Consider the following 20,713-nt stretch of genomic DNA (forward strand, 5'->3'; position numbering starts at 1 on the left):
CAGGGACCTGCCATGAACGTCAACGCGCTGTTCAACTCCGACCACCATCCGATCGTGATCACCCCCGCCGGCGATGCCAGCCAGGCGGCGCTGCACGATTACCTCGTCCAGAACCGCGAGCAGGTCCAGGCCTGGTTGCTCAAGCACGGCGGCATCCTGCTGCGCGGCTTCCAACTCGCCGGCGCCGAGGATTTCCGCGCCTGCTCCGAGCGCCTCGGCGCGCAGGCCTTCGACTACATCGGCGGCAATTCGCCGCGCAGCCGGGTCGCCGCCGACGTCTACACCTCGACCGAATACCCGGCCAGCGAAGTGATCAGCCTGCACAACGAGATGTCCTATCTGCCGCGCTGGCCGCGACGCCTGTTCTTCCACAGCGTGATCCCGGCCGCCTCGGGCGGACAGACCTCGCTGGCCAACAGCAGCGATGTGCTGCGCGCGGTGCCCGACGAGATCGTGCGCAAGCTGCGCGAGCGCGGCATCAACTACGTGCGCAATTTCCAGTCGAGCATCCCGCTCGGCAAGAACTGGCAGACCACCTACCAGACCCAGGACCGGGCCGAGGTCGAGAGCATCGCCGCCGAGCAGGGCTCGACCTGCCGCTGGCAGGCCGACGGCGTGCTGCGGGTGACCACGCGTTGCGACGCCTTCGTCACCCACCCGCAGACCGGCCAGGAGGTGTGGTTCAACCAGGCCGAGCAGTGGCACCCCTCGGCGCTCAACCCGCAACTGCGCAGCATGTACGAGCAGATGGTCGGCAAGGGCAATCTGCCGCACGAGTGCGAGTACGGCGATGGCGAGCCGATGGAAGAGGAAGCCCTGGCCGAGGTGCGCCGCGCGCTCGACGCCAGCAAGCTGCTGTTCGACTGGCAGCGCGGCGACCTGCTGATGATCGACAACATCCTGATGATGCACGGCCGCGAATCGTTCAAGGGAGAACGCAAGACGCTCGCCTACCTGTCCGAGACCTGATCCGGACCCGACGCGCCACGCCTTCTTCCAGCCCCACCTTTGGACACCACATGACTGCAGATTTTCCCACCTCGCGGCTGCGCGCCGGTTCGGTGCTGATGCTGACCCTGTTGGTCAGCTCACCGGCCTACGCCTCGATCGTGATCGACGGCAAGCTCGATGAAACCGAATGGGAACAGGCCAAGCGCTACGACGACTTCAAGGTCACCGAGCCGTATCGCCTGACCGCGCCCGACAGCGGCAGCGGCACCCAGGCGCGCCTGTTGTCGACGCCGGACGGCATCGTCGTCGCCTTCGTGCTCGAACAGGCGCCGGCGTTCGCGCGGGTCAAGCCGCGTCTGGAGCGCGACCAGGAGGACGTCATCGACGGCGTCAACTTCATGGTCGACTTCGACGGCGACGGCCGCACCGCTTACACCTTCAGCGTCGGCCTGTCGGGTTCGATCATGGACGGCGTGGTGACCAACGAGAACGTGCCCAACTACGACTGGGATACCGACTGGAGCTGGGCGGTCGAGGAGACCGAGAACGGCTGGCAGGTCGAGATGCTGATCCCGTGGACGGTGGCGCCGATGCGCGGCACCGACTCGGCCAGTCGCAACATCGCGGTGTATTTCAGCCGCGTGCTCGGCGGCAACGGCGAGCGCCAGTCCTACCCGGCGGTGTCGATCGAACGCGGCCGCTTCGTCTCCGGCTTCGAGCGCCTGGAGATTCCGCAATACCGCAAGGCCTTGCTGCACTTCTGGCCCTATGTCACCGCCAACCACGACATGATCACCGGCCGCACCAAGTACAACGGCGGCGTCGATCTGTTCTGGAAGCCGTCGCCGCGCTTCCAGCTCAGCGCGACGGTGAACCCGGACTTCGGCCAGGTCGAGTCCGACGACCTGGTGATCAACTTCGACGCCATCGAGACCTTCTTCAGCGACCGGCGCCCGTTCTTTACCGAGAACCAGGGCATCTTCGACCTCAGCACGCCCGACCAGGGGCGGTTGATCCACACCCGCCGCATCGGCGGCGATGCCGACGACGGCAGCGGCGCCAGCGACATCGACGCTGCGATCAAGCTCAACGGCTCGTTGGGCCGGCTCAGCTACGGCGTGCTCGCCGCCACCGAGGACGGCGAGGCCGGCCGCGATTTCTACGCCGCGCGTTTGCTGTTCCCGGTGCACGACAAGCTCAGCATCGGCTGGCTCGGCACCGACACCGAGCGCCCGTTCCGCGACCGCAGCGCGCAGGTGCAGGCGGTCGACATGAGCTGGCGGCCGAGCGATGCGCTGGTGATCAACGGCCAGGTGCTCGGCAGCTTCATCGACCAACGCGGGCGCAGCGTCAACGACAGCGGCGCCTGGATGCGCGTCAACTGGACGCCGTCGGAAAGCTGGCGCTATCGCTTCGAGGCCAATCACGTCGGCAACCACCTGGACTTCAACGACCTGGGTTACCAGCGCCGCGCCAGCCTCAACGAGGTCAAGCTCGCCGCCGACTACGTCCACCGCGTCAAAGACGAGGACGCGAACCTGCGCAGCGTGCGCTGGTTCGCCGATTTGCAGGCGCGCAGCAACGACCGCGGCGACCGTCTGCCGACCACCCTGGCGATCGTCAACAACTACAACTACCGCAGCGGCAACCGCTTGAATTTCAACGTCAGCCTGATCACTTCCGGTTGGGACGACCTGATCTCGCGCGGCAACGGGCTGTGGAAGCGTTCGCAGCGTTATCGCTCCGAGGCCGAATTCGTCAGCCGCCGCTACGGCGACTGGACCTACGGGGCGGCGCTGTCGATGCTGCCGCAGGGCCTGTCGGGCAAGGCCACGCCGGAGCTGGAGCTGAGTGCGGTCTGGTATCCCAACGACGATTTCAATGCCCAACTGATCTTCAGCCCGGACCGCGGCAGCGACTGGCTGATCTGGGAGGACGGCCGCAACTTCGGCCGTTACTCGCGGCGCGGCGACTACGCCAGCCTCAATCTGAGTTGGTTCCCGGGCCTGCATCACGAGGTGCGCCTGAAGACCGAATGGGCTTCGGTGCGGGCCGACGGCGGTCAGGGCTACATCCTGCAGCCGAACGGGCAGATGCTGGCGAGCGGGCAGGCGAGGGCGGACTTCGACGTCAACAACTTCGGCCTGCAGTTGCGCTATCGCTACCTGCTCGGCCCGCAGTCGGACATCTTCGTGGCCTATTCGCGCGGCGGCTCGACCTTCCTCGAACGCGATCCGCTCGGCACCTACGATCAGTTCACCGACGCGCTGGAACTGCGCGATTCCGACCAACTGCTGGCCAAGATCCGCTACCGGTTCTGAGCCGCGCCAACATCGTCATGCGCCGCGGCGGCTGCCGCGGCGCCGCGTTTCACAGGAGTACTGGACATGAATGCTTTCAAGGAAACCACGTTGTTCGCCGACGGCCGCGCACCGCGCGTATTCGAACCCGGCGCCGGCGAGCGCGATCTGGCCGCCTTCGTCTCGGCACGCCGCGAACTGATCGAAGAGCGTCTGCTCGAACACGGCGCCTTGCTGTTCCGCGGCTTCGACGTCGCTTCGGTCGCCGACTTCGAGGGTTTCGGCGAAGCGGTGTCGCCGCGCGCGCTCGACTATACCTATCGCTCGACCCCGCGCAGTTCGGTCGGCAAGGGCGTGTTCACCGCCACCGAGTACCCGCCCGACCAGGAGATCGCCCTGCATTGCGAGAACGCCTATCAGCGCGACTGGCCGCTGAAGATTGCGTTCTGCTGCCTGGTGGCGCCGCAGAGCGGCGGCGAGACCCCGATCGCCGACATGCGCCGGGTCGCCGCCGCCATCGGCGAGGAGCGTATGGACCGCTTCGAGGCGCGTGGCGTGCGTTATGTGCGCCACTATCGGCCCTACGTCGACATTCCCTGGGAGACGGTGTTCCAGACCTCCGACCGCGGCGAAGTCGCGCGCTTCTGCGAGGCCAACGGCATCGTCCACGAGTGGCTGGACGCGCAAACCCTGCGCACCGCCCAGACCAACCACGGCACGGCGCGGCACCCGCTGACCGGCGAACGCGTGTTCTTCAACCAGGCGCACCTGTTCCACGTCAGCAACCTCGGCGCCGAAGTCGCGACTTCCTTGCTCAACATGTTCGGTGCCGACCGGCTGCCGCGCCATGCCTATTACGGCGACGGCGGCGAGATCGCCGCCGAGGACCTGCAGGCGGTGCGCGAGGCCTTTGCCGGTGCCTCGATCCGGTTCCCCTGGCAGGTCGGCGACGTGATGCTGCTCGACAACATGCAGATGGCGCACGGGCGCAAGCCGTTCAGTGGTGCCCGCAAGATCGTCGCGAGCCTGTTGGATGCGTACTCCGAGCGTGCCTCGAACGAACCGGCGCCGCTTGCGGCGACGGCCTGAGCCGCGCCCGCTGGGCGCGGCGACGGCTTGAGCGAATACGTGCGGCAGCGCTCGTCTGCATGCCGCCCGGCGATGCTCCCGGCGCGGGCCGGGAGCATCGGGCTTACTTGAGCGGGTAGGAGGAGTAGACCACCGCGTTGATCTTCCAGCCCTGTTCGGTCTTGACCAACTGCCAGGCTTCCTGGCCCTTGCCGGTCATGCGCTCGTCTTCGAGGAAGACGAAGTCGAAATGCACGCTGGCGATGGCGCCGTCGGTTTCGATTTTCACGTTCGAGAACTTCTCTTCGAAGCGTTCCTTGCCCTGACTCATCTGCTCGGCGAACTCGACGTAGGTGCCGGGTTCGAGCTTCTTGAGCTTAGGGTTCTTGGCCTTGCGCTGGCGGAACTCTTCGTCGGAAGACACCAGGATCCAGGAATTGTGCTCGGGCAGGAACAGGCCCTTCAGGGTGGCCGAGTCCTTGGCGATGATCGCGGCCTTGAAGGTCTCGACGATGCTCTCGATTTCGCGTCTGGCTTGCGCGCGTCGGTCTTGCTCATGCTTGTCGGAGCCCTGTGGGGCCGCGGCCGGCGCCGTCTGCGCATGGGCGTGCAGGGACAGCGCCAGCAAGGCGAGGGCGCACAGATTCGGGATCGACTTCATGAGGGACTCCATTCGCTGGGGGGCGCCGCCGCGATCGGGCGCGCGAGGCTATCGAACCGCCGGCCGGCGGCCCGCTCATCATGCCCCAGGGCCTGTGCGGCGGAGTCGACCCAGTTCGCGTAATGGGCAGGCCGCGGCGCGGGCTTTACACTGCGGCCATGCATCAAGACTCGTTGTTCGCGGCGCCGGCCGCTTCGCCCGATGTTCATCGATTGTTCTTCGCCCTGTTGCCCGATGCGGCGACCCAGGCGCGCATCGCCGCGGTCGCGGCGGCCCTGCACCGCGAACACGACGCCGGCGGACGCCTGATCGGCGCTCACCGTTACCACCTGACCCTGCAATTCCTCGGCGACGCTTCCGAGTTCCAGCCCGAACGCGCGGCGCGGGCGCAGGCCGCGGCGGCGAGCTTGGTCCTGCCGGCGTTCGACCTGCGGCTCGACCGCGCCGGCAGCTTCCGCAACAAGTCGGTGCCCTGGTGGCTCGGCAGCGAGCACACGCCGGAGGCCCTAGAGGGCCTGTACCAGCGGCTCGGCGTGGCCCTGGCCAAGGAAGGCGTGCGGGCCGAGTCCGGGCGCGCCCTGGTGCCGCACGTGACCATCGTCCGCGATGCCGCGCGTCCGTTGCATCCTCCGCTCGCCATCGAGGCCATCGACTGGCGCGTCGATGCCTTCGTCCTGATCCACAGCCAGCTCGGCTCGCGCAACGTTTACGACGTGCTGGGGCAGTGGCCGCTGAGCGCGTAAGCGGCGCAGAATAAGGCCTCATCGCCAGACCGACGGTCGACCGCCATGAGCCAGCCCGATCCGCGCATCGATGCCTATATCGCCAAGGCGGCGCCGTTCGCGCAGCCGATCCTCGAACACCTGCGCGCGCTCGTACACGCGGCCTGCCCGCAGGTCGAGGAAGCGATCAAGTGGGGCATACCGAGTTTCGTTTACCGCGGCAAGCTGATGTGCAGCATGGCGGCGTTCAAGCAACACGCCACCTTCGGCTTCTGGCAGGGCGCGAACATCGGCGGTGCGCAGCGGTCCGCCGACAGCGATGCGATGGGCCAGTTCGGCCGCCTGAGCAAGATCGGCGACCTGCCCGGCAAGCGCGAGCTTACTCGGCTGGTGAAGCAGGCGATGGCCTTGATCGAAGCCGGGGTGACCCGTCCTGCGAGCAAGCGCGCGCAACCCAAGCCGCCGGTCGAACTGCCCGCGGATCTGGCCGCCGCGCTGGCGCTGAAGAAGAACGCGAAGGCCAAGGCGACCTACGAGGCGTTTCCGCCGAGCCAGCGGCGCGACTACGTCGAATGGATCGAGAGCGCGAAGCGCGAGGACACCCGCAAGGCGCGGGTCGCCCAGGCCGTGGAGTGGATGGCCGAGGGCAAGGGGCGCAATTGGAAGTACATGGCGAAGTGAGGCGCGGGGTTCGCGGCATATGCCGATTCTTGCGATTTGGGCGAAAGGCAAATCCTCCCAACCCCCCTTTGCAAAGGGGGGAACAGCACGGTGGAGCTGGCAAGCTTCGCTAATCGCTAATCGCTAATCGCTAACCGTTAACCGTTAACCGTTAACCGTTAACCGTTAACCGTTAATCGTTAATCGTTAATCGTTAATCGTTAATCGTTAATCGGTAGTCGGTAGTCGGTAGTCGGTAGTCGGTAGTCGCCACTCGCCGCGTCGCCGCGACAATTTGCCCCCTTTGAAAAAGGGGCAAGCGCCCGGCGTTGCGCTCATCGAGTAACGGTTCATGCAGCGCGGGGGATTTGCTTTCGCTTGGCTGCATCGGTCGACGCTACTGAGCGAAAAGCAAATCCCCCCAGCCCCCTTTTTCAAAGGGGGGAACAGCAAAGGTGCTCGACGGCTGAACGCCGGCCAAGTCTGATGGAGGCGACTGTCCGTCCGCCTCAGCGGCGGAAATCGACCGCGAAGGCGACCAGGGTGCCGGGGATGCGCGCCTTGCCGGCCGGGCAATCGGCATCCAGCGGAACCTGTGCGCGTTCGCCGCTGCGGCGGTCGACGCAAACTTCGAACTGCTCGCCGGCGCCGCTCTGGGTGACGCTGTAGTCGTTGTCGCTGCCGATCAGCACCAGGTGCTTGCCGTTGCGCAGGCGCGGGCCGATCGCGAGGCCTTCGAGTTTCTCGGGGATATCGTGGGCGCCAGCGCTGCGCAGGGCGGCCAGGATGTCGAGTTCGGGCGCCTTGTCGACCGGACGCACGCCGGCGGGCAGGTCGTTGCTGCCGGCCAGCGAGCGCGTGGCGACGTTAGTCGCGCCGCGCAACGAAATCCGGTACACGCGCTTGTGCAACGGCGCGGCGGTGACTTCGACGCCGAGGCCGCGGTTGTCGCGCTCGAGCACCAGGAAGTCGCGGTCGCTCAAGGCATGGATTGCGCTGAGGCCGATGCTGCGGCCCTGGTGGGTCGCCGAGAAATCGTCGTCGCTGGACGGATCGAGCGCGTTCAAGGTCGCGATCGGTTCGAGTTGGTAGACGTACTGGGCGTTGGAACGGCCGCTGCGCAGGTCGAACTCGACGATGCGGACGTTGCGGCTGCGGCGGCCGTCGTTGTTGGCGCCTTCCTGCACCAGCGGGTCCTGCATCACCGCGTACAGCTTGTCGCCGGACGGGGTGAGGGTGAGGCCTTCGAAGCCGCGGTTGTCCTGGCGCCCGCTGACCACGAGCTTGCGGTCGCCGACGTAGTCGAGCTGGCCCTGGGCGTTGCGCGGCTGCAGATTGGCGGGCGTGGCGAAGGCGCGCAGGAAGCGGCCGTTCGGGGCGAATTCGTACAGGCTCGGGCCGTATTCGTCGGCGACGTAGAAGTGGCCGTTGCGGCCCACGGCGAAGCCTTCCGGGTCGAAACTCAGGCCGAGCTTGGCGGCATCGCCGTTGAGCAGCTGCGGGTTGAGGCCGTTGAAGCTGTCGCCGCGGCGCGCGCTGAACAACACGGTCTTGTCGACGATGGGCTGGCCGATGCGGCCGCTGCGGCGGTCGTAGGGAATGCGCAGGCGCTGCACGCGGGTGGCGTAGTCGATCACGCCGCCGCCGGGGCCGCGGTCGGACAGGGCGTACCAGTAGCCGTCGCGCGGGTTATAGGTGAGGTCGGAATAGAAACCGAAGCGGTTGAGGTTGGCCTGGTCGGGCGTGCCCGGCGGCAGACGCACCGCATCGCGCTGGGTCGCCGGGGTTTCGACGAGGTCGGTCAGCGACCAGTGAGCGGCAATGGCGGGGGCGGCGAACGCGGTCGCGGCGCAGGCGAGCAACAACGAGGTCAGGGTCGAACGGATCATGCGGGGCTCCGGCGGGGCAGGGGAACCCACCCACGCTAGTCGCCGCAAGTGTCAGTTCGGTGACGCGCGCAGGGTGACGAGCTTGGGCCGGGTGCGCAGCTTGACCAGCAGGCCGAAGTGGTCGGAAGGCCAGACGCCCTCGCGGCTTTGCTTCAGCACGACGCGGGCCTCGACGAGTTCGAAGCCGATCGGGTCGTAGAAGACGTGGTCGATGCGCTGCGCCGGCAGGTAGGCGGGGTTGAGCGTGGTGTGGGCCGCGATATTCCTCGACGCATCGGGGTGGGCATTGCCGTAAGCGTCGCGATAACGCGCGGCCAGCGCGCGCAGTTCCGGCGAGTCGGCATCGCTGTTGAAGTCGCCGGCGACGATCACGTAGCTGCCCTGGGCGGTGGTGTCGATGAAATTCAGCAGGCTCGATATCTGCGTGGCGCGGACCGCGCCGCCGCCCTGGTCGTTGTGCAGGTGGGTGGCGTAGACGTCGATGCGGGTACGCGGCGGGCCCGGGCGCAGCCGGGCATGCGCGGCGGTGCGGTAGTCGCCGAGCGGTTCGAGCTTGCGCATCTCGCGCGTCTCGGGGCGCTTGCGGGTGAGCAGGGCGTTGCCGTAGCGGCGCACCGCGTCGGGCGGGTCGACCGAGACGAATTGCACCCGATAGCCGAGCGCGGCGGCGAGGTCCTCGGCCTGGTTGCGCAGGCCGTCGCGTTGCAGCACTTCCTGCAGGGCGATCACGTCCGGCTTCAGGCGCTTGATCTCGGCGAGGATCATGGCGCGGCGCTTGGGCCAATCGCCCTTGTCGTGCCAGAGGTTGAAGCTGAGCACGGTCACGGTGGTCGCGCGGGTTTCTACGCGCGCGGTGTTTTCGGTGGCGAGCGCCTGCGGCGGCGCTGCGATGGCAGCCAGCAGCGTCAATACGGCAAGCGCCGATGCAATGCGGCACCGAGCCAGGGAAAGCGCCGGAAACGGCAAGGTTCGCACGGGCATGCGACGCTCCGATCGGGACAGGCATCGAGCATAACGCGGCCTAAGTCCGCGAGTGTAGGAGCGGCGTGAGCCGCGACCTCGTTCCGGTTGCCGCGCGATACCGGTTGAGTCCTGGCTTCGGCGGTCGCGGCTTACGCCGCGCCTACACCTGGATGCGAGACGAAAAAACGCGCGGAGCCACTGGGGCTCCGCGCGTTGCGGGTCGTTACTTCAGCGCGCGCCGACGATCAGCGCGGCACCTGCTGCGTGCGCACCACCGGGTACTGGTTATAGCGAACGTCCCAGGCCGAATGCAGACGATAGAAGAAGTCCAGGCGTGCCTGCGGACTCTTGGCGAAGGCCGGATCGTTGTTGATCTTCGCCTCGAACTCGGCCTTCAGCTTCGGGTCCTTGGCCAGCATTTCGCGCGCCACTTCCTCGGCGACGTAGTCCTCCATGTACTCCTTGCGCTCGAAGGCGTTGTTGAACTCGCCCCAGGCCGCGAGCGAATCGGGCGCCTGCGGTTCCAGCAGGGCCATGACCACGCGCGCCTTGGGCTGGGCGATCGGCACGAACAGCGCGCCGGCGACCAGGCTCTGGTTTTCCGGCTTCCAGGCGCCGCTCAAAGTGGCGCGCTGGTGGCCTTCGACCGATTGCGCGGCGAACTCGGTCTTGTCGGAACGGAAGGTCTCGACCCGCGCATCCTTGAGCGCGGCGCCCAGGCGGCGATAGCTCACGCCATGTTGGTCGAGCTTGGCCGCGACCCACGGCGCCTGCGCGGCCGGCACCAGATAGCCGCCGCGCGGGGCTTCGACCACGCGGCTGGGCTGGATGTCGTACTTCAGCTTTACGTTCCAGACCTCGGGCTTGGTCTCGTCGTAGCGGGTCATCAGTGCGCCGGAGACTTCCGACGGTGTGCGCGTATAGGCATAGCCGCGGAAGGCGACGTCGCGGACCTTGTCGGTGGCCTTGTAGTCGAGTGCGACCGGTTGGCCGCCGAGCGCCTGCGCGCGCCGGTCGGCGGCCAGGGCTTCGCGGCGCCAGTCGCTGCCGTGGCCGGCGACCAGTTCGAGCACGTTGACGATGGTGTTGCGGGTGATCCGCACGCGGGTCGGATAGTCCTTCCACGAATGGGTTTCGACCAGCATGCCCAGGCGGTTGCGCAGCGGGATGTAGCCGTTGGAGAAGCGCGGCGGCGGCACCGCGTCTTCGAAGCCCGAGGCCGGGTTGTCGGTTTCGATGAAGGACGGGTAGAACGACACCGGCAGCGAGCCCTGCTTGGCGAGGCGTTCGATCACGCCGTCGCGCAAAGCCAAGCCGGCCGGGCGCAGCGCGGCGTCGCCGGAGTGCACCGGTTCGACCTGGATCGAGACGTCCTGTTCGAACTTGGCGCCGTCGGTGACGTGCAGGTCGATGTAGGCCAACGGGTCCCAGGTGCCGACCAGTTTGAGCATGGCCTGCATTTCCGGCGCATCGGCCTTGAGATAGTCGCGGTTGAGGTTGTAGTTCTGCGCGGTGGTGCGCCAGCCCATTTCCTCGGGGCCGCGCTGGTTGGGACGGTTCCAGCGGCCGAAGCGCTCGTGGCCGTCGATGTTGAACACCGGCACGAACAGCAGCACCTGCTTGTCGAGCGCGCCCGGCGCGGCCTCGCCGTCGAGGATCTGGCGCAGCGCGAGGAAGCCCGCGTCCTTGCCGTCGATCTCGCCGGAGTGGATGCCGCCCTGGATCAGGGTGACAGGCAGCGACTTGGCCTGGGCCTGCGCCGGCGTGAACGCGCCGCTGCGGGTCGCCACCAGCAGCTTCATCGGCCGGCCTTCCGGCGTGGTGCCGAACTCCTCGCAGCGCACCGCGTCGGGGTAGCGCTTGGCGAAGGACGCGCACATCGCGATCACTTCGTCGTAGCGGCCGGTCTTGAGGAAGCCGCTGCGCTCGGCGACGGTGGTCAGGGCGTCGTTGGCTGCGGCGGCATGCAGCGGGGTGGTGGCGGCCGCGAGCATCGCGGCGACCAGGACGGTGCGTGTGGCGGTACGTGGCATCGGATCGGTTCTCCCCGGAATCGCTCCGCATGGTAGCGAAGAACCGCACCTCTGGATTGGCCCGGAGGGCCCGATCCGCACACAAATACGCAGACTGCTGACAGCCTGCTGTCAGGAGGGCGGCTCCGAGGAGAAGGTGGGGGAATGGGGTGGTGCGATCATGCGATGTGCCGCTTCGGTGGTCGCTCGCGAGCGCAGAGCAAATCTCCCGCGCGATCGGGGTTCGCCAATGCATCGGACTTGCGCAGCGCGCAGCCCCCTTCTTCAAAGGGGGCGACTTTCAGAGGGACGACTTTCAGAGGGACGACTTTCAGAGGGACGACTTTCGGAGAGGCGACTTTCGGAGGGGTGACTTTCGGAGAGGCGACTTTCGGAGAGGCGACTTCATGGGAAGGCGACTTATTCCTGCCCCGTCAGCGCTGTTCCCCCTTTGTAAAAGGGGGGCAGGGGGGATTTGCTTTCGCTCTGCTCTGCGTCCAAGCATCCAACCCCCGCAACTTCCATCGCTCCCCTAGACTGTCGCCCTCACTTCCGGAGTCCACCGCATGTACGCGCTCTATTATTCGCCCGGCACCGCCAGCTTAGTCGTCCATTGGCTGCTCATCGAGATGGGGATCGAGCACGAACTGCGAGCGGTGGATATGGAAGCCCGCGCGCACAAGAACGCCGAGTACCTGGCGCTGAATCCGAACGGCGTGGTACCGACCCTGATCGTCGACGGACAGCCGCGCTACGAAGCCGCGGGCCTGGCGATGTTTCTTGCCGACCGTCATCCGCAGGCCGGCCTGGCGCCGGCGCTCGACGACCCGCAACGCGCCGAATACAACCAGTGGATCTTCAACCTCACCAATACCCTGCAATCGCCGCTGCGCCTGTGGTGGTACCCATGGGACCTGCAGGCCGACGACGAGGCGGTGCGTGCCGGTGCGCAGGCGCGCATCGAGGCCGCCTGCGAACGCCTCGACGCGCAACTCGCCAAGCAGGGCCCGTACCTGCTCGGCGAGCGCCTGAGCGCAGCCGATTTCTACCTGACCATGCTGATGCGCTGGACCCGCAAGATGCCGCGGCCGGCGCACGACTGGCCGCACCTGGGCGCGTTCGCGCAGCGCATGAAGGCGCGGCCGAGCTTCGCCGCGGTGTACGAGCGCGAAGGGCTGACCGAATGGGCTTGAAGCGCTGTACGGCGGCAACGCCGGCGATCTGAACGGGGTAGTCCGAGCAGGACCGGCCGAACCTAGCCAAACCCAGCCGAACCTAGCCAAGCCAAACCGGTTCAGGCGGGCCCGGCCGCCGGCCCTGAGCCGGCGGCTGCGGTCAGGCCGGCCGCCGGGGCGATCGGTTAGGCTGTAGGGCTGGACCGCCCGGTCGCCGTCGCGCCCGGGTCCAGCGGGGGCGCCTATCGACGGCCTCCGCGCCCGACCGCCGAGGACTGCCGTAGATGAGCCAAGCCGCCACCGCCCCCGTCACCGCCGATTCGCAGGGCAAGATGCCCCGCCAGATCGGTTTCATCATCGGCAACGAGGCGGCCGAGCGCTTCAGTTTCTACGGCATGCGCAACATCCTGACCTCGTTCCTGGTCGGAACCCTGCTGCTGGCCTCGACCTCCGACCTGGCCGAGCGCGAACACCTCGCCAAGGAGGTGTTCCACAGCTTCATGATCGGCACCTATTTCTTCCCCTTGCTGGGCGGCTGGCTGGCCGACCGCTATTTCGGCAAGTACAACACCGTCATCTGGTTTTCGCTGATCTACTGCGTCGGCCATGCCTGCCTGGCGATGTTCGAGCACAGCCAGGCCGGCTTCTATACCGGCCTGTTCCTGATCGCCTTCGGCGCCGGCGGGATAAAACCCCTGGTGGTGTCGTTCTGCGGCGACCAGTTCGACCAGAGCAACAAGCACAAGGCCAAGCTGGTCTTCGATGCCTTCTACTGGACGATCAACTTCGGCTCGCTGTTCGCCTCGCTGCTGATGCCGATCTTCCTGCGCGAGTACGGCCCGAGCATCGCCTTCGGCATTCCCGGCGCGCTGATGTTCCTGGCCACGCTGATCTTCTGGCTGGGCCGCAACCGCTACGTGCGGGTGCCGCCGACCCGCGACGCGCCCGATCCGGACTCTTTCTTCAACGTCGCCCGCACCGCGCTGGGCGCGCGCGTGGCCGGGCAGGGCAACCCCGGCGCGATCGTCGCCGGCCTCGGCGTGGCCCTGGCGGTCGGCGCCCTGGCGCTGACCGCGGTGCCGGCGATGGGCTTCGTCAAGAGCGCCTGCCTGGCGCTGGGCCTGCTGATCGGTTTCGGCGGCTACGGCATTTCCCTACAGCTCGACCGCGCCCGCGGCAAGCACCCCGACGCCGCGGTCGACGGCGTGCGCGCGGTGCTGCGCATCCTGATCGTGTTCGCTTTCGTGACCCCGTTCTGGTCGCTGTTCGACCAGAAGGCATCGACCTGGGTGCTGCAGGGCCAGAAGATGTTCGTGCCGACCGACCTGTGGTGGTGGCCGACCTGGCTGATCTCCGGCGAAGGCGGCGCGCGCGCCGCGGCCTCGCAGATGCAGGCGATCAATCCGCTGCTGGTGATGCTGCTGATCCCGTTCAACAACCTGCTGCTGTACCCGGCGCTGCGTCGGATCGGCCTGCAGCCGACGCCGTTGCGGCGCATGGGCTTCGGCATCGCCATCTCCGGCCTGTCCTGGGTCGTGGCGGCGGTGCTGCAGTTGTATATGGACGCCGGCCACCCCATGTCGCTGGCATGGCAGGTCCTACCCTACGTGCTGCTGACCCTCGGCGAGGTGCTGGTCTCGGCGACGGCGCTGGAGTTCGCCTACAGCCAGGCCCCGCACGCGATGAAGGGCGTGATCATGGCGCTGTGGTATCTCACCAGCACCTTCGGCAACCTGTGGGTGATGTTGACCAACGCCGCGGTGCGCAACGAGGCGGTGACCACCCACATCGCCGCGACCGGGCTCAGCGAGAACGCCTTCCTGATGTTCTTCTTCGCCGGGTTCGCCTTCGTCGCGGCGGCCGCGTTCGCCTTGTACGCGCGCAGCTACCCGATGCAGGACCACTACCGCCAGGCGGCGTAAGCGACGCAGCCCAGCTTGAACGCCCCCATCCGAACCCGCCCGGCGCCGCCGGGCGAGCCGACCTGAGCGAGTCCGGCCCGGCCGGACGCGCCGACGAGAATCCGAACCGATGCTGATCACCCTCATCCTGATCGCCGTGACCGCGCTGGTGACGTGGCAAGCCTTCGAGAAACGCAGCCTGTACGAGCGCCTGGTGCTGTGGCCGCCGGCAATCGAGCGTTTCCGTCAGTACGACCGCCTGTTGACCCACGGCTTCGTGCATGCCGACTGGATGCACCTGCTGTTCAACATGATCACCCTGTACTTCTTCGGCGGCGCGGTCGAGCGCCTGTTCGGCGAAGTGGTCGGGCCGTTCGGCTACGCGTTCTTCTATCTGTCGGCGATCGTGGTCGCGATCCTGCCGAGCTATCTGCGCCATCGCAAGGACGGCGGCTACGTCAGCCTCGGTGCGTCCGGCGCGGTGTCGGCGGTGTTGTTCGCCTTCGTGCTGATCAACCCCTGGAGCTGGATCATCGTGTTCGTGATCCCGGTGCCGGCCATCGTCTATGCGATCGCCTATGTCGGCTATTCGTATTGGATGGACAAGCGCGGCAAGGGCAACATCAACCACAACGCGCATTTGTCGGGCGCGATCTACGGCGTGTTGTTCATGCTGTTGATGGAGCCGCAGTTGTTCTGGGTGTTTCTGCAGCGGCTCGCGAGCCCGAGCCTGCCGAGTTTCTTCGGCGGCTGAGAAGGGCGGCAGCGGTTTCGGCCGCTGCCATGCTGTATCGCCGCGTCCCCGGTTTGCGGCTTTGCGAACGGCGGCTCAGGCCGCCGTTGCCGTTTGCGCGATGCTCAGGACAGGAGCAGTGCGGGCGTGGTGGCCTTGTCGTAGGCCTCGTCGCCGTACGAGGCGATCAGTCCCGCGTAGATCTGGGCATCGAGCCGGCGCAGCTCGGCTGCGTCGGGCTCGCCGGTGCGGGCCAGCTCGTAGAGGCGGGTGATGACGGCTTCGGCCTGCTGGTCGTCGTCCTGCGGCTTGAAGTAACGCATTTGAGACCCCCTTTGATTTTATTGTGTGACGTACTTCACATTGAAGCACATTCCATGCCAGCGATTTCAAGGGGTTTGAGCGTTCAAAAGTGACACATCGTGTCAACACCGGGCGGTCAGGATCAGGCGACTGACGTCGAGGGGCGAGTCTCACCTTTGCTCACCCGTCATGAAGGTCCCACGTGTTAACAAACAGGCACGGTCCTTGGGGGTGACCGCTCATCCGGAAAAACCGACAGGAGCAGGGCATGGCGATCAAGAAAGCCGGCAAATCCGTCAGCAAATCGGCCAGTAAATCGGCCAGTAAATCGGTAGGCAAGAGCGCCGCGGGCAAGAGCGCGAAACGCGCAGGCAAGCAGGTCGCGCGCAAGGCCGCGACCAAGGCGGCCAAGAAAACCACGGCCACGAAGGGCGCGGCGAACAAGCGCCCGGCGTCGAAGGCCGTCGCCAAAAAAGCGGTAGCGAAGAAAACCGTCGCCAAGAAGGCCGCAAGCAAGAACGCGCCGGCGAAGAAAGCCGCGGGCAAGACCACCGCCATCAAGAAAGCGGCGGCCAAGAAGGCCGTCTCCAAGAAGACGAGCGCCAGCAAGACGGCGAGCAAGAAGACGAGCGCCAACAAGGTCGTCGCCAAGAAAACCAGTGTCAGGAAAGTCAGCGCCAGCAAAGCGCCGGCCAGGCAGGCCGCGGCCGGCAAGCGCGGCGCGGCGAAGACCGCCAGCCGGGTGAGCGCCACGAAAACTATCCCGACCAAGCCGGCTTCGACCAAGCAGGCTGCGAGCAAGTCGACTGCGGGCAAGTCGGCCGCGATCGCGAAAGCGGCGAAAAACACCGCGAAAACGGCGTTGCCGAACACGGCCAAGCAGGCCGTGCCTGCAGCGAACAAGCCAGCATCCAAGCAACCGGCCGTAAGCAAAACCGTCGTAAGCCGGCCTGCCGCAAGCAAGCCTGCAGCCGGCAAGCCCGTCGCCAAGACGCCTGCACCGCGCGCGACCCGACCAGGGGCGGTGACACCGGCGGCCCCCTTGGCGCCGTTGATCGACAGCCGCGTCGCGGCGGTGACGCCGACCGATGCGGTCGTCGACACGCCCTTGGTGGCGACGCCGGCGGTGACCGGCGTGCCGGCGAAGGCCGCGGCCAAACCGCGCAAGGCCAAGAAACCGGCCGCGGCCGATACCTCGGCGGCCAGCTTTTCGCCAACGAGCCCTTCGCCAACGAGCTCTTCGCCAGCGAGCTCTCTGGTGGCCTCGGCAGCCGCGTCGGAGTCGGCGGCGCCGGCGCTGCAGGCGCAAACCCACCGCTCGCGGACTTCGCAATCGTCCGGCGCGGCCGGAAGCCTGGTCGCAGCCGGAGCCGCCGCCGAAGCCGAACCGGCCGGCGCCGACACGCCGCAGCGCGAGGATGAGGCGGCGATGGAGGCGGCCGAGGGCGCCGACAGCGGCCACGACGAGGGCGACCGTCCCCGCATCACCCCGGAGCAGGCCCTGGCCAACACCCGTCAGTTGCTGGAAGCCAAGCAGGAGCAGGCGCGCGAGGCCCAGCCCTGGCAGCAGCTCGATTCCAAGCACGGCCAAGTGCCGCAATCGGGGCCGCAGTCGCCCGGTGCGGCGCAAAAGGCCGAGGAACTGCATGCCGCGGAAAGCCGGATGGACGCCATCCAGGGATCGATCGGCACCCAGGACCGGCACAACCAGGGCAAGCGCGATAATCGCTGAGCCCCGGCACCGGGCCGGATACCGGTCCGGTTCGTCGCCCCGGCGGGGGCCGCTCGCGCGGCCCCCGATCGCGGCTCGATACTCCCCAACTGCGGCCTCCGATGGCCGCCCTTATCCGCATCCCAGGTAGACCCATGGCCGTTTCCGTTCGCCACGTTCCCGACCAGCAGCGTTTCCTCACCGAAGTCGACGAGGTGCAGGCCCTGCTCGAATACCACCTCAACGGCGACCAGCTCGTCATCACCCACACCCTGGTGCCGGATGCGATCGGCGGCCGCGGCATCGCCGGCGATCTGGTCAGGGCGGCGTTCGAATATGCCCGCGAAGCCGGCTACAAGGTCCGGCCGGCCTGTTCCTATGCGGCGGCCTGGATCCAACGCCACCCGGAATACACCGAGCAACTGGGCTGAGGCCCTGCGGCGCGGCACGTGGCCAGGCTGTAGCGCGGGAGGCTTGAGCCAGCCCCGAGCCCGCGCATCGGGCACCCGCCCCTGAATCCGAACGCGGCCAGGGGTCGCCAAGCCGGCGCCGCTGTGCCAGCCTACGCGCCCTTCGCCCGTCTGCTGCCGGTTTCCGGCATCCTGTCTTTATGCGTCTGAACAAACACATCAGCGACACCGGCTTCTGCTCGCGCCGCGAGGCCGACCGCTTGATCGCCGAAGGGCGGGTCACCGTCAACGGCATGCGCGGCGGGGTCGGCGCGGAAGTCGGCGAGGGCGACGAGGTCCGCATCGACGGCGAGGTCCTGCGCGCGCGCGCGGTGGTCAAGGGCAAGCGCCAGCACGTCTACATCGCCCTCAACAAGCCGGTCGGCATCGTCTGCACCACCGAGTCGACGGTCAAGGAGAACATCGTCGACTTCGTCGGCCACGAGCGCCGCATCTTTCCGATCGGCCGCCTCGACAAGGACTCCGAAGGCCTGATCCTGCTGACCAGCAACGGCGACATCGTCAACGAGATCCTGCGCGCCGAGAACAAGCTCGAAAAGGAATATCTGGTCGCGGTGAACCACGAGGTCACCCCCGAGTTCCTGCGCGGCATGGGCCGCGGCGTGCCGATCCACGGCCAGACCACCTTGCCGTGCAAGACCGGCAAGCTCGGCCGCTTCGGTTTCCGGATCGTGCTGGTGCAGGGCTTGAACCGGCAGATCCGCCTGATGGCCGCGCACTTCGGTTTTCGGGTCAAGCAACTGCTGCGCGCCCGTATCGGCAACGTCAAACTGGGCCACCTCAAGCCCGGCCAGTGGCGCAACCTGACCGACCAGGAACTGCAGGGCCTGTTGCCTCACCGCAACGAGTGGTGAACGGCGCCGCGGATAGCGGCGGACCGAGGGCGATCTAGATGTGGACGTCACGCTTTGCGCGATAATGTCGCGCGAAACAACCATGGACGTCTGCCAAAAGGATTGCTGTATGAAGCGTGTCATCGCCGTCTCCCTGCTTGCGCTGGCCCTGGCGGCCTGCAAGAAAGAAGCCTCGCCTCAGCCCGGCGTCGCGCCGGCCGACCCCGCCTCGACCTTGCCGGCACCGGCGGTCGTCGTGGACGCACCGATCGAGCTCAAGGAAGTCGTCGAGACCACGCCGAACTACGTGGTCGGCATCACCTACGACACGCAGGCGGCGAAATACCCGGGCCTGGCGAAAGAGCTCAAGACCTACGCCGACCAGGCGCGCGCCGAGTTGATCGAGTCGGCTAACGGGCGCACCGCGAAAGAAAACCCGTCGCCGTACGAGTTGTCGCTGACCTTCAACGACATCCTCGACACGCCCGACCTGGTGGCGGTGTCGGCCGACGGCAGCAGCTACACCGGCGGCGCCCATGCCGCGCCGCTGATCGCGCGCTTCGTCTGGTTGCCCAAGCAGAACAAGCTGCTCAAGGCCGCCGAGCTGGTGCCGCAGAAGCAGGGCTGGGACGCGATCTCGCGCTATGTCCGCGAGCAACTGCACTCGGCGCTGTCGCAGCGCATCGATGCCGACGACCTGGCCCCGGCGGTGCGCGCCGAGCAGATCGAGACCGGCGGACGCATGATCGACGACGGCACCTCCGCCGACCCGGCCAACTTCGCCATGTTCGAACCGGTCAAGGCCGCCGACGGCAAGCTCAGCGGGCTCAAGTTCGTGTTCGCCCCGTACGAGGTCGGCCCGTATTCGGACGGCACCCAGACCGTCGAGGTGCCGGCGTCGGCGCTGCTGCCGCACGTCGCGCCGCAGTACCGCGCGATGTTCAGCGGCGGCGGTTGAGCGCCGCCGCGGCCCGGCGGTCCGATCGCCGCCGGAGCGCGCGCGAAACAGCCAAGCCCGGCACATCGCGCGGCGAGGCGTTTGTTATGGTGCGGCGACGCGGCAGGCGTGCGCGCTGGCCCTGGGCGTGATCCAGGGAACAGCGGGTCGATCAGCGCCGTGATCCGCAGGCAGTGCCGAGCGTTTCAACGACCGAGCCGAGGCCGACATGTCCGTTGCGTCGCTGCGTAAACGAGTCGAGGGGTTGCTGGAACTGGCCGACGTGCGCGTCGGTGGCCAGCGGCCCTGGGACATCCACGTCGAAGACGAGGCGTTCTACTCCCGGGTGATGGCGCAAGGTTCGCTCGGCCTGGGCGAGTCCTACATGGACGGCATGTGGCATACCGACTCGCTCGACGAGATGCTGGTGCGCCTGATGCGCGCCCATGTCGACGAGCAGGTCCACGGCTGGGCGGCGATTCTCGACGGCCTGCGTGCGCACTTGGTCAATCTGCAGAGCCACCGCCGCAGTTTCACCATTGGCGAGCGCCATTACGACCTCGGCAACGACCTCTACCGGGCCATGCTCGGCAAGCGTCTGGTCTACAGCTGCGGCTATTGGCGCGACGAGCGCGGCCAGCCGCTGCACGACCTGGATGCGGCGCAGGAGGCCAAGCTCGACCTGGTCTGCCGCAAGCTCGGTCTGCGCCCCGGCATGCGCGTGCTCGACATCGGCAGCGGTTGGGGCGAGGCCTTGAAGTTCGCCGCCGAGCGCTACGGCATCCACGGGGTCGGCATAACCGTGTCGCGCGAGCAGGCCGATCTGGCCGACGAGCTCTGCGCCGGGCTGCCGATCGAGTTCCGCCTGCAGGACTACCGCGAGCTCGACGAGCCCTTCGACCGGATCTTCTCGCTCGGCATGTTCGAGCATGTGGGGGTCAAGAACTACGCCGGTTACTTCGACGTCGCCCGCCGCTGCCTCAAGCGCGACGGCCTGTTCCTGCTGCACACGATCGGCGGCAACCGCTCGGTCACCCATTCCGACCCGTGGATCGCCAAGTACATCTTCCCGAACTCGATGCTGCCCTCGGCCAAGCAGATCGCCGAGCACGTCGAAGACCGTTTCGTGATCGAGGACTGGCACAACTTCAGCGCCGACTACGACCTGACCCTGCAGGCCTGGCGCGACAACGTCGAGCGCGGTTGGGAACATCTGGATGCGGCGCGCTACGACGAGCGCTTCCGGCGCATGTGGCGGTTCTACCTGGCCGCCTCGATGGCGACCTTCCGCAGCCGCCATGCGCAACTGTGGCAGTTGGTGCTGTCGCCCGACGGCGTGCCGGGCGGTTACGTCGCGCCGCGCTGAACCAGGTGCGGCCTCAGAGTAGGAGCGGCGCAAGCCGCGACCACGCAGCTACCGCCTC

General features: G+C 67.3%; 19 protein-coding genes and 1 pseudogene. 15 read left to right on the top strand and 5 right to left on the bottom strand.

What is annotated here, in order from left to right; genetic code table 11:
- Window positions 1-12 precede the first annotated feature (12 nt).
- The 3 genes from ACKN61_RS10235 to ACKN61_RS10245 all read left to right on the top strand — a co-directional run bounded on the left by ACKN61_RS10235 (window position 13) and on the right by ACKN61_RS10245 (window position 4,340).
- The gene (locus ACKN61_RS10235; protein ID WP_031373173.1) at window positions 13-969 is read left to right on the top strand and encodes a TauD/TfdA family dioxygenase; all 957 of its coding nucleotides are present in this window, start codon (window positions 13-15) and stop codon (window positions 967-969) included.
- A 50-nt stretch (window positions 970-1,019) separates the two neighbouring features.
- Entirely contained in the window at window positions 1,020-3,272 is a 2,253-nt protein-coding gene (locus tag ACKN61_RS10240) for a DUF5916 domain-containing protein (protein WP_408953369.1), read from the top strand.
- A 66-nt stretch (window positions 3,273-3,338) separates the two neighbouring features.
- Window positions 3,339-4,340, top strand: a complete 1,002-nt coding sequence (locus tag ACKN61_RS10245) for a TauD/TfdA family dioxygenase (protein WP_408953370.1) — start codon at window positions 3,339-3,341, stop codon at window positions 4,338-4,340.
- 103 nt (window positions 4,341-4,443) lie between these two features.
- Here ACKN61_RS10245 and ACKN61_RS10250 read toward each other — a convergent pair whose 3' ends face one another.
- Window positions 4,444-4,980, bottom strand: a complete 537-nt coding sequence (locus ACKN61_RS10250; protein ID WP_408953371.1) for a nuclear transport factor 2 family protein — start codon at window positions 4,978-4,980, stop codon at window positions 4,444-4,446.
- 158 nt (window positions 4,981-5,138) lie between these two features.
- Here ACKN61_RS10250 and thpR point away from each other — a divergent pair, with 158 nt between their 5' ends.
- Window positions 5,139-5,723 (top strand): RNA 2',3'-cyclic phosphodiesterase, encoded by a 585-nt coding sequence (gene thpR / locus ACKN61_RS10255; RefSeq protein WP_408953372.1) that lies wholly within the window; start codon window positions 5,139-5,141, stop codon window positions 5,721-5,723.
- Between the two features lie 45 nt (window positions 5,724-5,768).
- A complete protein-coding gene (locus ACKN61_RS10260) occupies window positions 5,769-6,383 on the top strand; it encodes a YdeI/OmpD-associated family protein (protein ID WP_408953373.1) in 615 nt (204 codons plus the stop codon).
- A gap of 488 nt (window positions 6,384-6,871) precedes the next feature.
- Here ACKN61_RS10260 and ACKN61_RS10265 read toward each other — a convergent pair whose 3' ends face one another.
- The 3 genes from ACKN61_RS10265 to ACKN61_RS10275 all read right to left on the bottom strand — a co-directional run bounded on the left by ACKN61_RS10265 (window position 6,872) and on the right by ACKN61_RS10275 (window position 11,247).
- Window positions 6,872-8,251, bottom strand: a complete 1,380-nt coding sequence (locus tag ACKN61_RS10265) for an esterase-like activity of phytase family protein (protein ID WP_408953374.1) — start codon at window positions 8,249-8,251, stop codon at window positions 6,872-6,874.
- Between the two features lie 51 nt (window positions 8,252-8,302).
- Window positions 8,303-9,160, bottom strand: a complete 858-nt coding sequence (locus ACKN61_RS10270; RefSeq protein WP_408953375.1) for an endonuclease/exonuclease/phosphatase family protein — start codon at window positions 9,158-9,160, stop codon at window positions 8,303-8,305.
- Window positions 9,161-9,459: 299 nt separating this feature from the next.
- Window positions 9,460-11,247, bottom strand: coding sequence for a M14 family metallopeptidase (locus ACKN61_RS10275; protein WP_408953376.1), 1,788 nt, complete (start codon window positions 11,245-11,247; stop codon window positions 9,460-9,462).
- A 165-nt stretch (window positions 11,248-11,412) separates the two neighbouring features.
- Between ACKN61_RS10275 and ACKN61_RS10280 the strand changes: the two genes are divergently transcribed.
- The 4 genes from ACKN61_RS10280 (at window position 11,413) to ACKN61_RS10295 (ending at window position 15,056) form a co-directional block, all read left to right on the top strand.
- Window positions 11,413-11,832: a pentapeptide repeat-containing protein gene (locus ACKN61_RS10280; protein ID WP_408953793.1), complete on the top strand. Its 420-nt coding sequence runs from the start codon at window positions 11,413-11,415 to the stop codon at window positions 11,830-11,832.
- Window positions 11,793-12,419 (top strand): glutathione S-transferase family protein, encoded by a 627-nt coding sequence (locus tag ACKN61_RS10285; protein ID WP_408953377.1) that lies wholly within the window; start codon window positions 11,793-11,795, stop codon window positions 12,417-12,419. Before ACKN61_RS10280 ends, ACKN61_RS10285 begins: the two co-directional genes overlap by 40 nt.
- Before the next feature lie 266 nt (window positions 12,420-12,685).
- Window positions 12,686-14,323 carry an oligopeptide:H+ symporter gene (locus ACKN61_RS10290; RefSeq protein ID WP_408953378.1) on the top strand — a complete coding sequence of 546 codons (1,638 nt, stop codon included), beginning with the start codon at window positions 12,686-12,688 and terminating at the stop codon, window positions 14,321-14,323.
- Between the two features lie 112 nt (window positions 14,324-14,435).
- Window positions 14,436-15,056, top strand: a complete 621-nt coding sequence (locus ACKN61_RS10295) for a rhomboid family intramembrane serine protease (protein ID WP_408953794.1) — start codon at window positions 14,436-14,438, stop codon at window positions 15,054-15,056.
- Between the two features lie 104 nt (window positions 15,057-15,160).
- Here ACKN61_RS10295 and ACKN61_RS10300 read toward each other — a convergent pair whose 3' ends face one another.
- Window positions 15,161-15,358: a hypothetical protein gene (locus tag ACKN61_RS10300; protein WP_408953379.1), complete on the bottom strand. Its 198-nt coding sequence runs from the start codon at window positions 15,356-15,358 to the stop codon at window positions 15,161-15,163.
- Between the two features lie 248 nt (window positions 15,359-15,606).
- Here ACKN61_RS10300 and ACKN61_RS10305 point away from each other — a divergent pair.
- From ACKN61_RS10305 to cfa, 6 genes and pseudogenes are all read left to right on the top strand, one after another.
- Window positions 15,607-16,143: pseudogene (locus ACKN61_RS10305) on the top strand (histone H1-like repetitive region-containing protein); the annotation flags it as partial.
- A gap of 624 nt (window positions 16,144-16,767) precedes the next feature.
- Window positions 16,768-17,070 (top strand): hypothetical protein, encoded by a 303-nt coding sequence (locus ACKN61_RS10310; RefSeq protein ID WP_408953908.1) that lies wholly within the window; start codon window positions 16,768-16,770, stop codon window positions 17,068-17,070.
- A 134-nt stretch (window positions 17,071-17,204) separates the two neighbouring features.
- On the top strand, window positions 17,205-17,480 hold the full coding sequence (locus tag ACKN61_RS10315) for a GNAT family N-acetyltransferase (protein WP_408953380.1): 276 nt from the start codon (window positions 17,205-17,207) through the stop codon (window positions 17,478-17,480).
- A gap of 179 nt (window positions 17,481-17,659) precedes the next feature.
- Window positions 17,660-18,373 carry a pseudouridine synthase gene (locus tag ACKN61_RS10320; protein WP_408953381.1) on the top strand — a complete coding sequence of 238 codons (714 nt, stop codon included), beginning with the start codon at window positions 17,660-17,662 and terminating at the stop codon, window positions 18,371-18,373.
- Between the two features lie 109 nt (window positions 18,374-18,482).
- Window positions 18,483-19,310: a DUF3298 domain-containing protein gene (locus ACKN61_RS10325; RefSeq protein WP_408953382.1), complete on the top strand. Its 828-nt coding sequence runs from the start codon at window positions 18,483-18,485 to the stop codon at window positions 19,308-19,310.
- 208 nt (window positions 19,311-19,518) lie between these two features.
- Window positions 19,519-20,655 carry a cyclopropane fatty acyl phospholipid synthase gene (cfa, locus tag ACKN61_RS10330; protein ID WP_408953383.1) on the top strand — a complete coding sequence of 379 codons (1,137 nt, stop codon included), beginning with the start codon at window positions 19,519-19,521 and terminating at the stop codon, window positions 20,653-20,655.
- The last annotated feature ends 58 nt before the right edge of the window (window positions 20,656-20,713 follow it).

Source organism: Lysobacter sp. Hz25 (assembly GCF_046097045.1).
Lineage (GTDB): Bacteria > Pseudomonadota > Gammaproteobacteria > Xanthomonadales > Xanthomonadaceae > Lysobacter > Lysobacter antibioticus_B.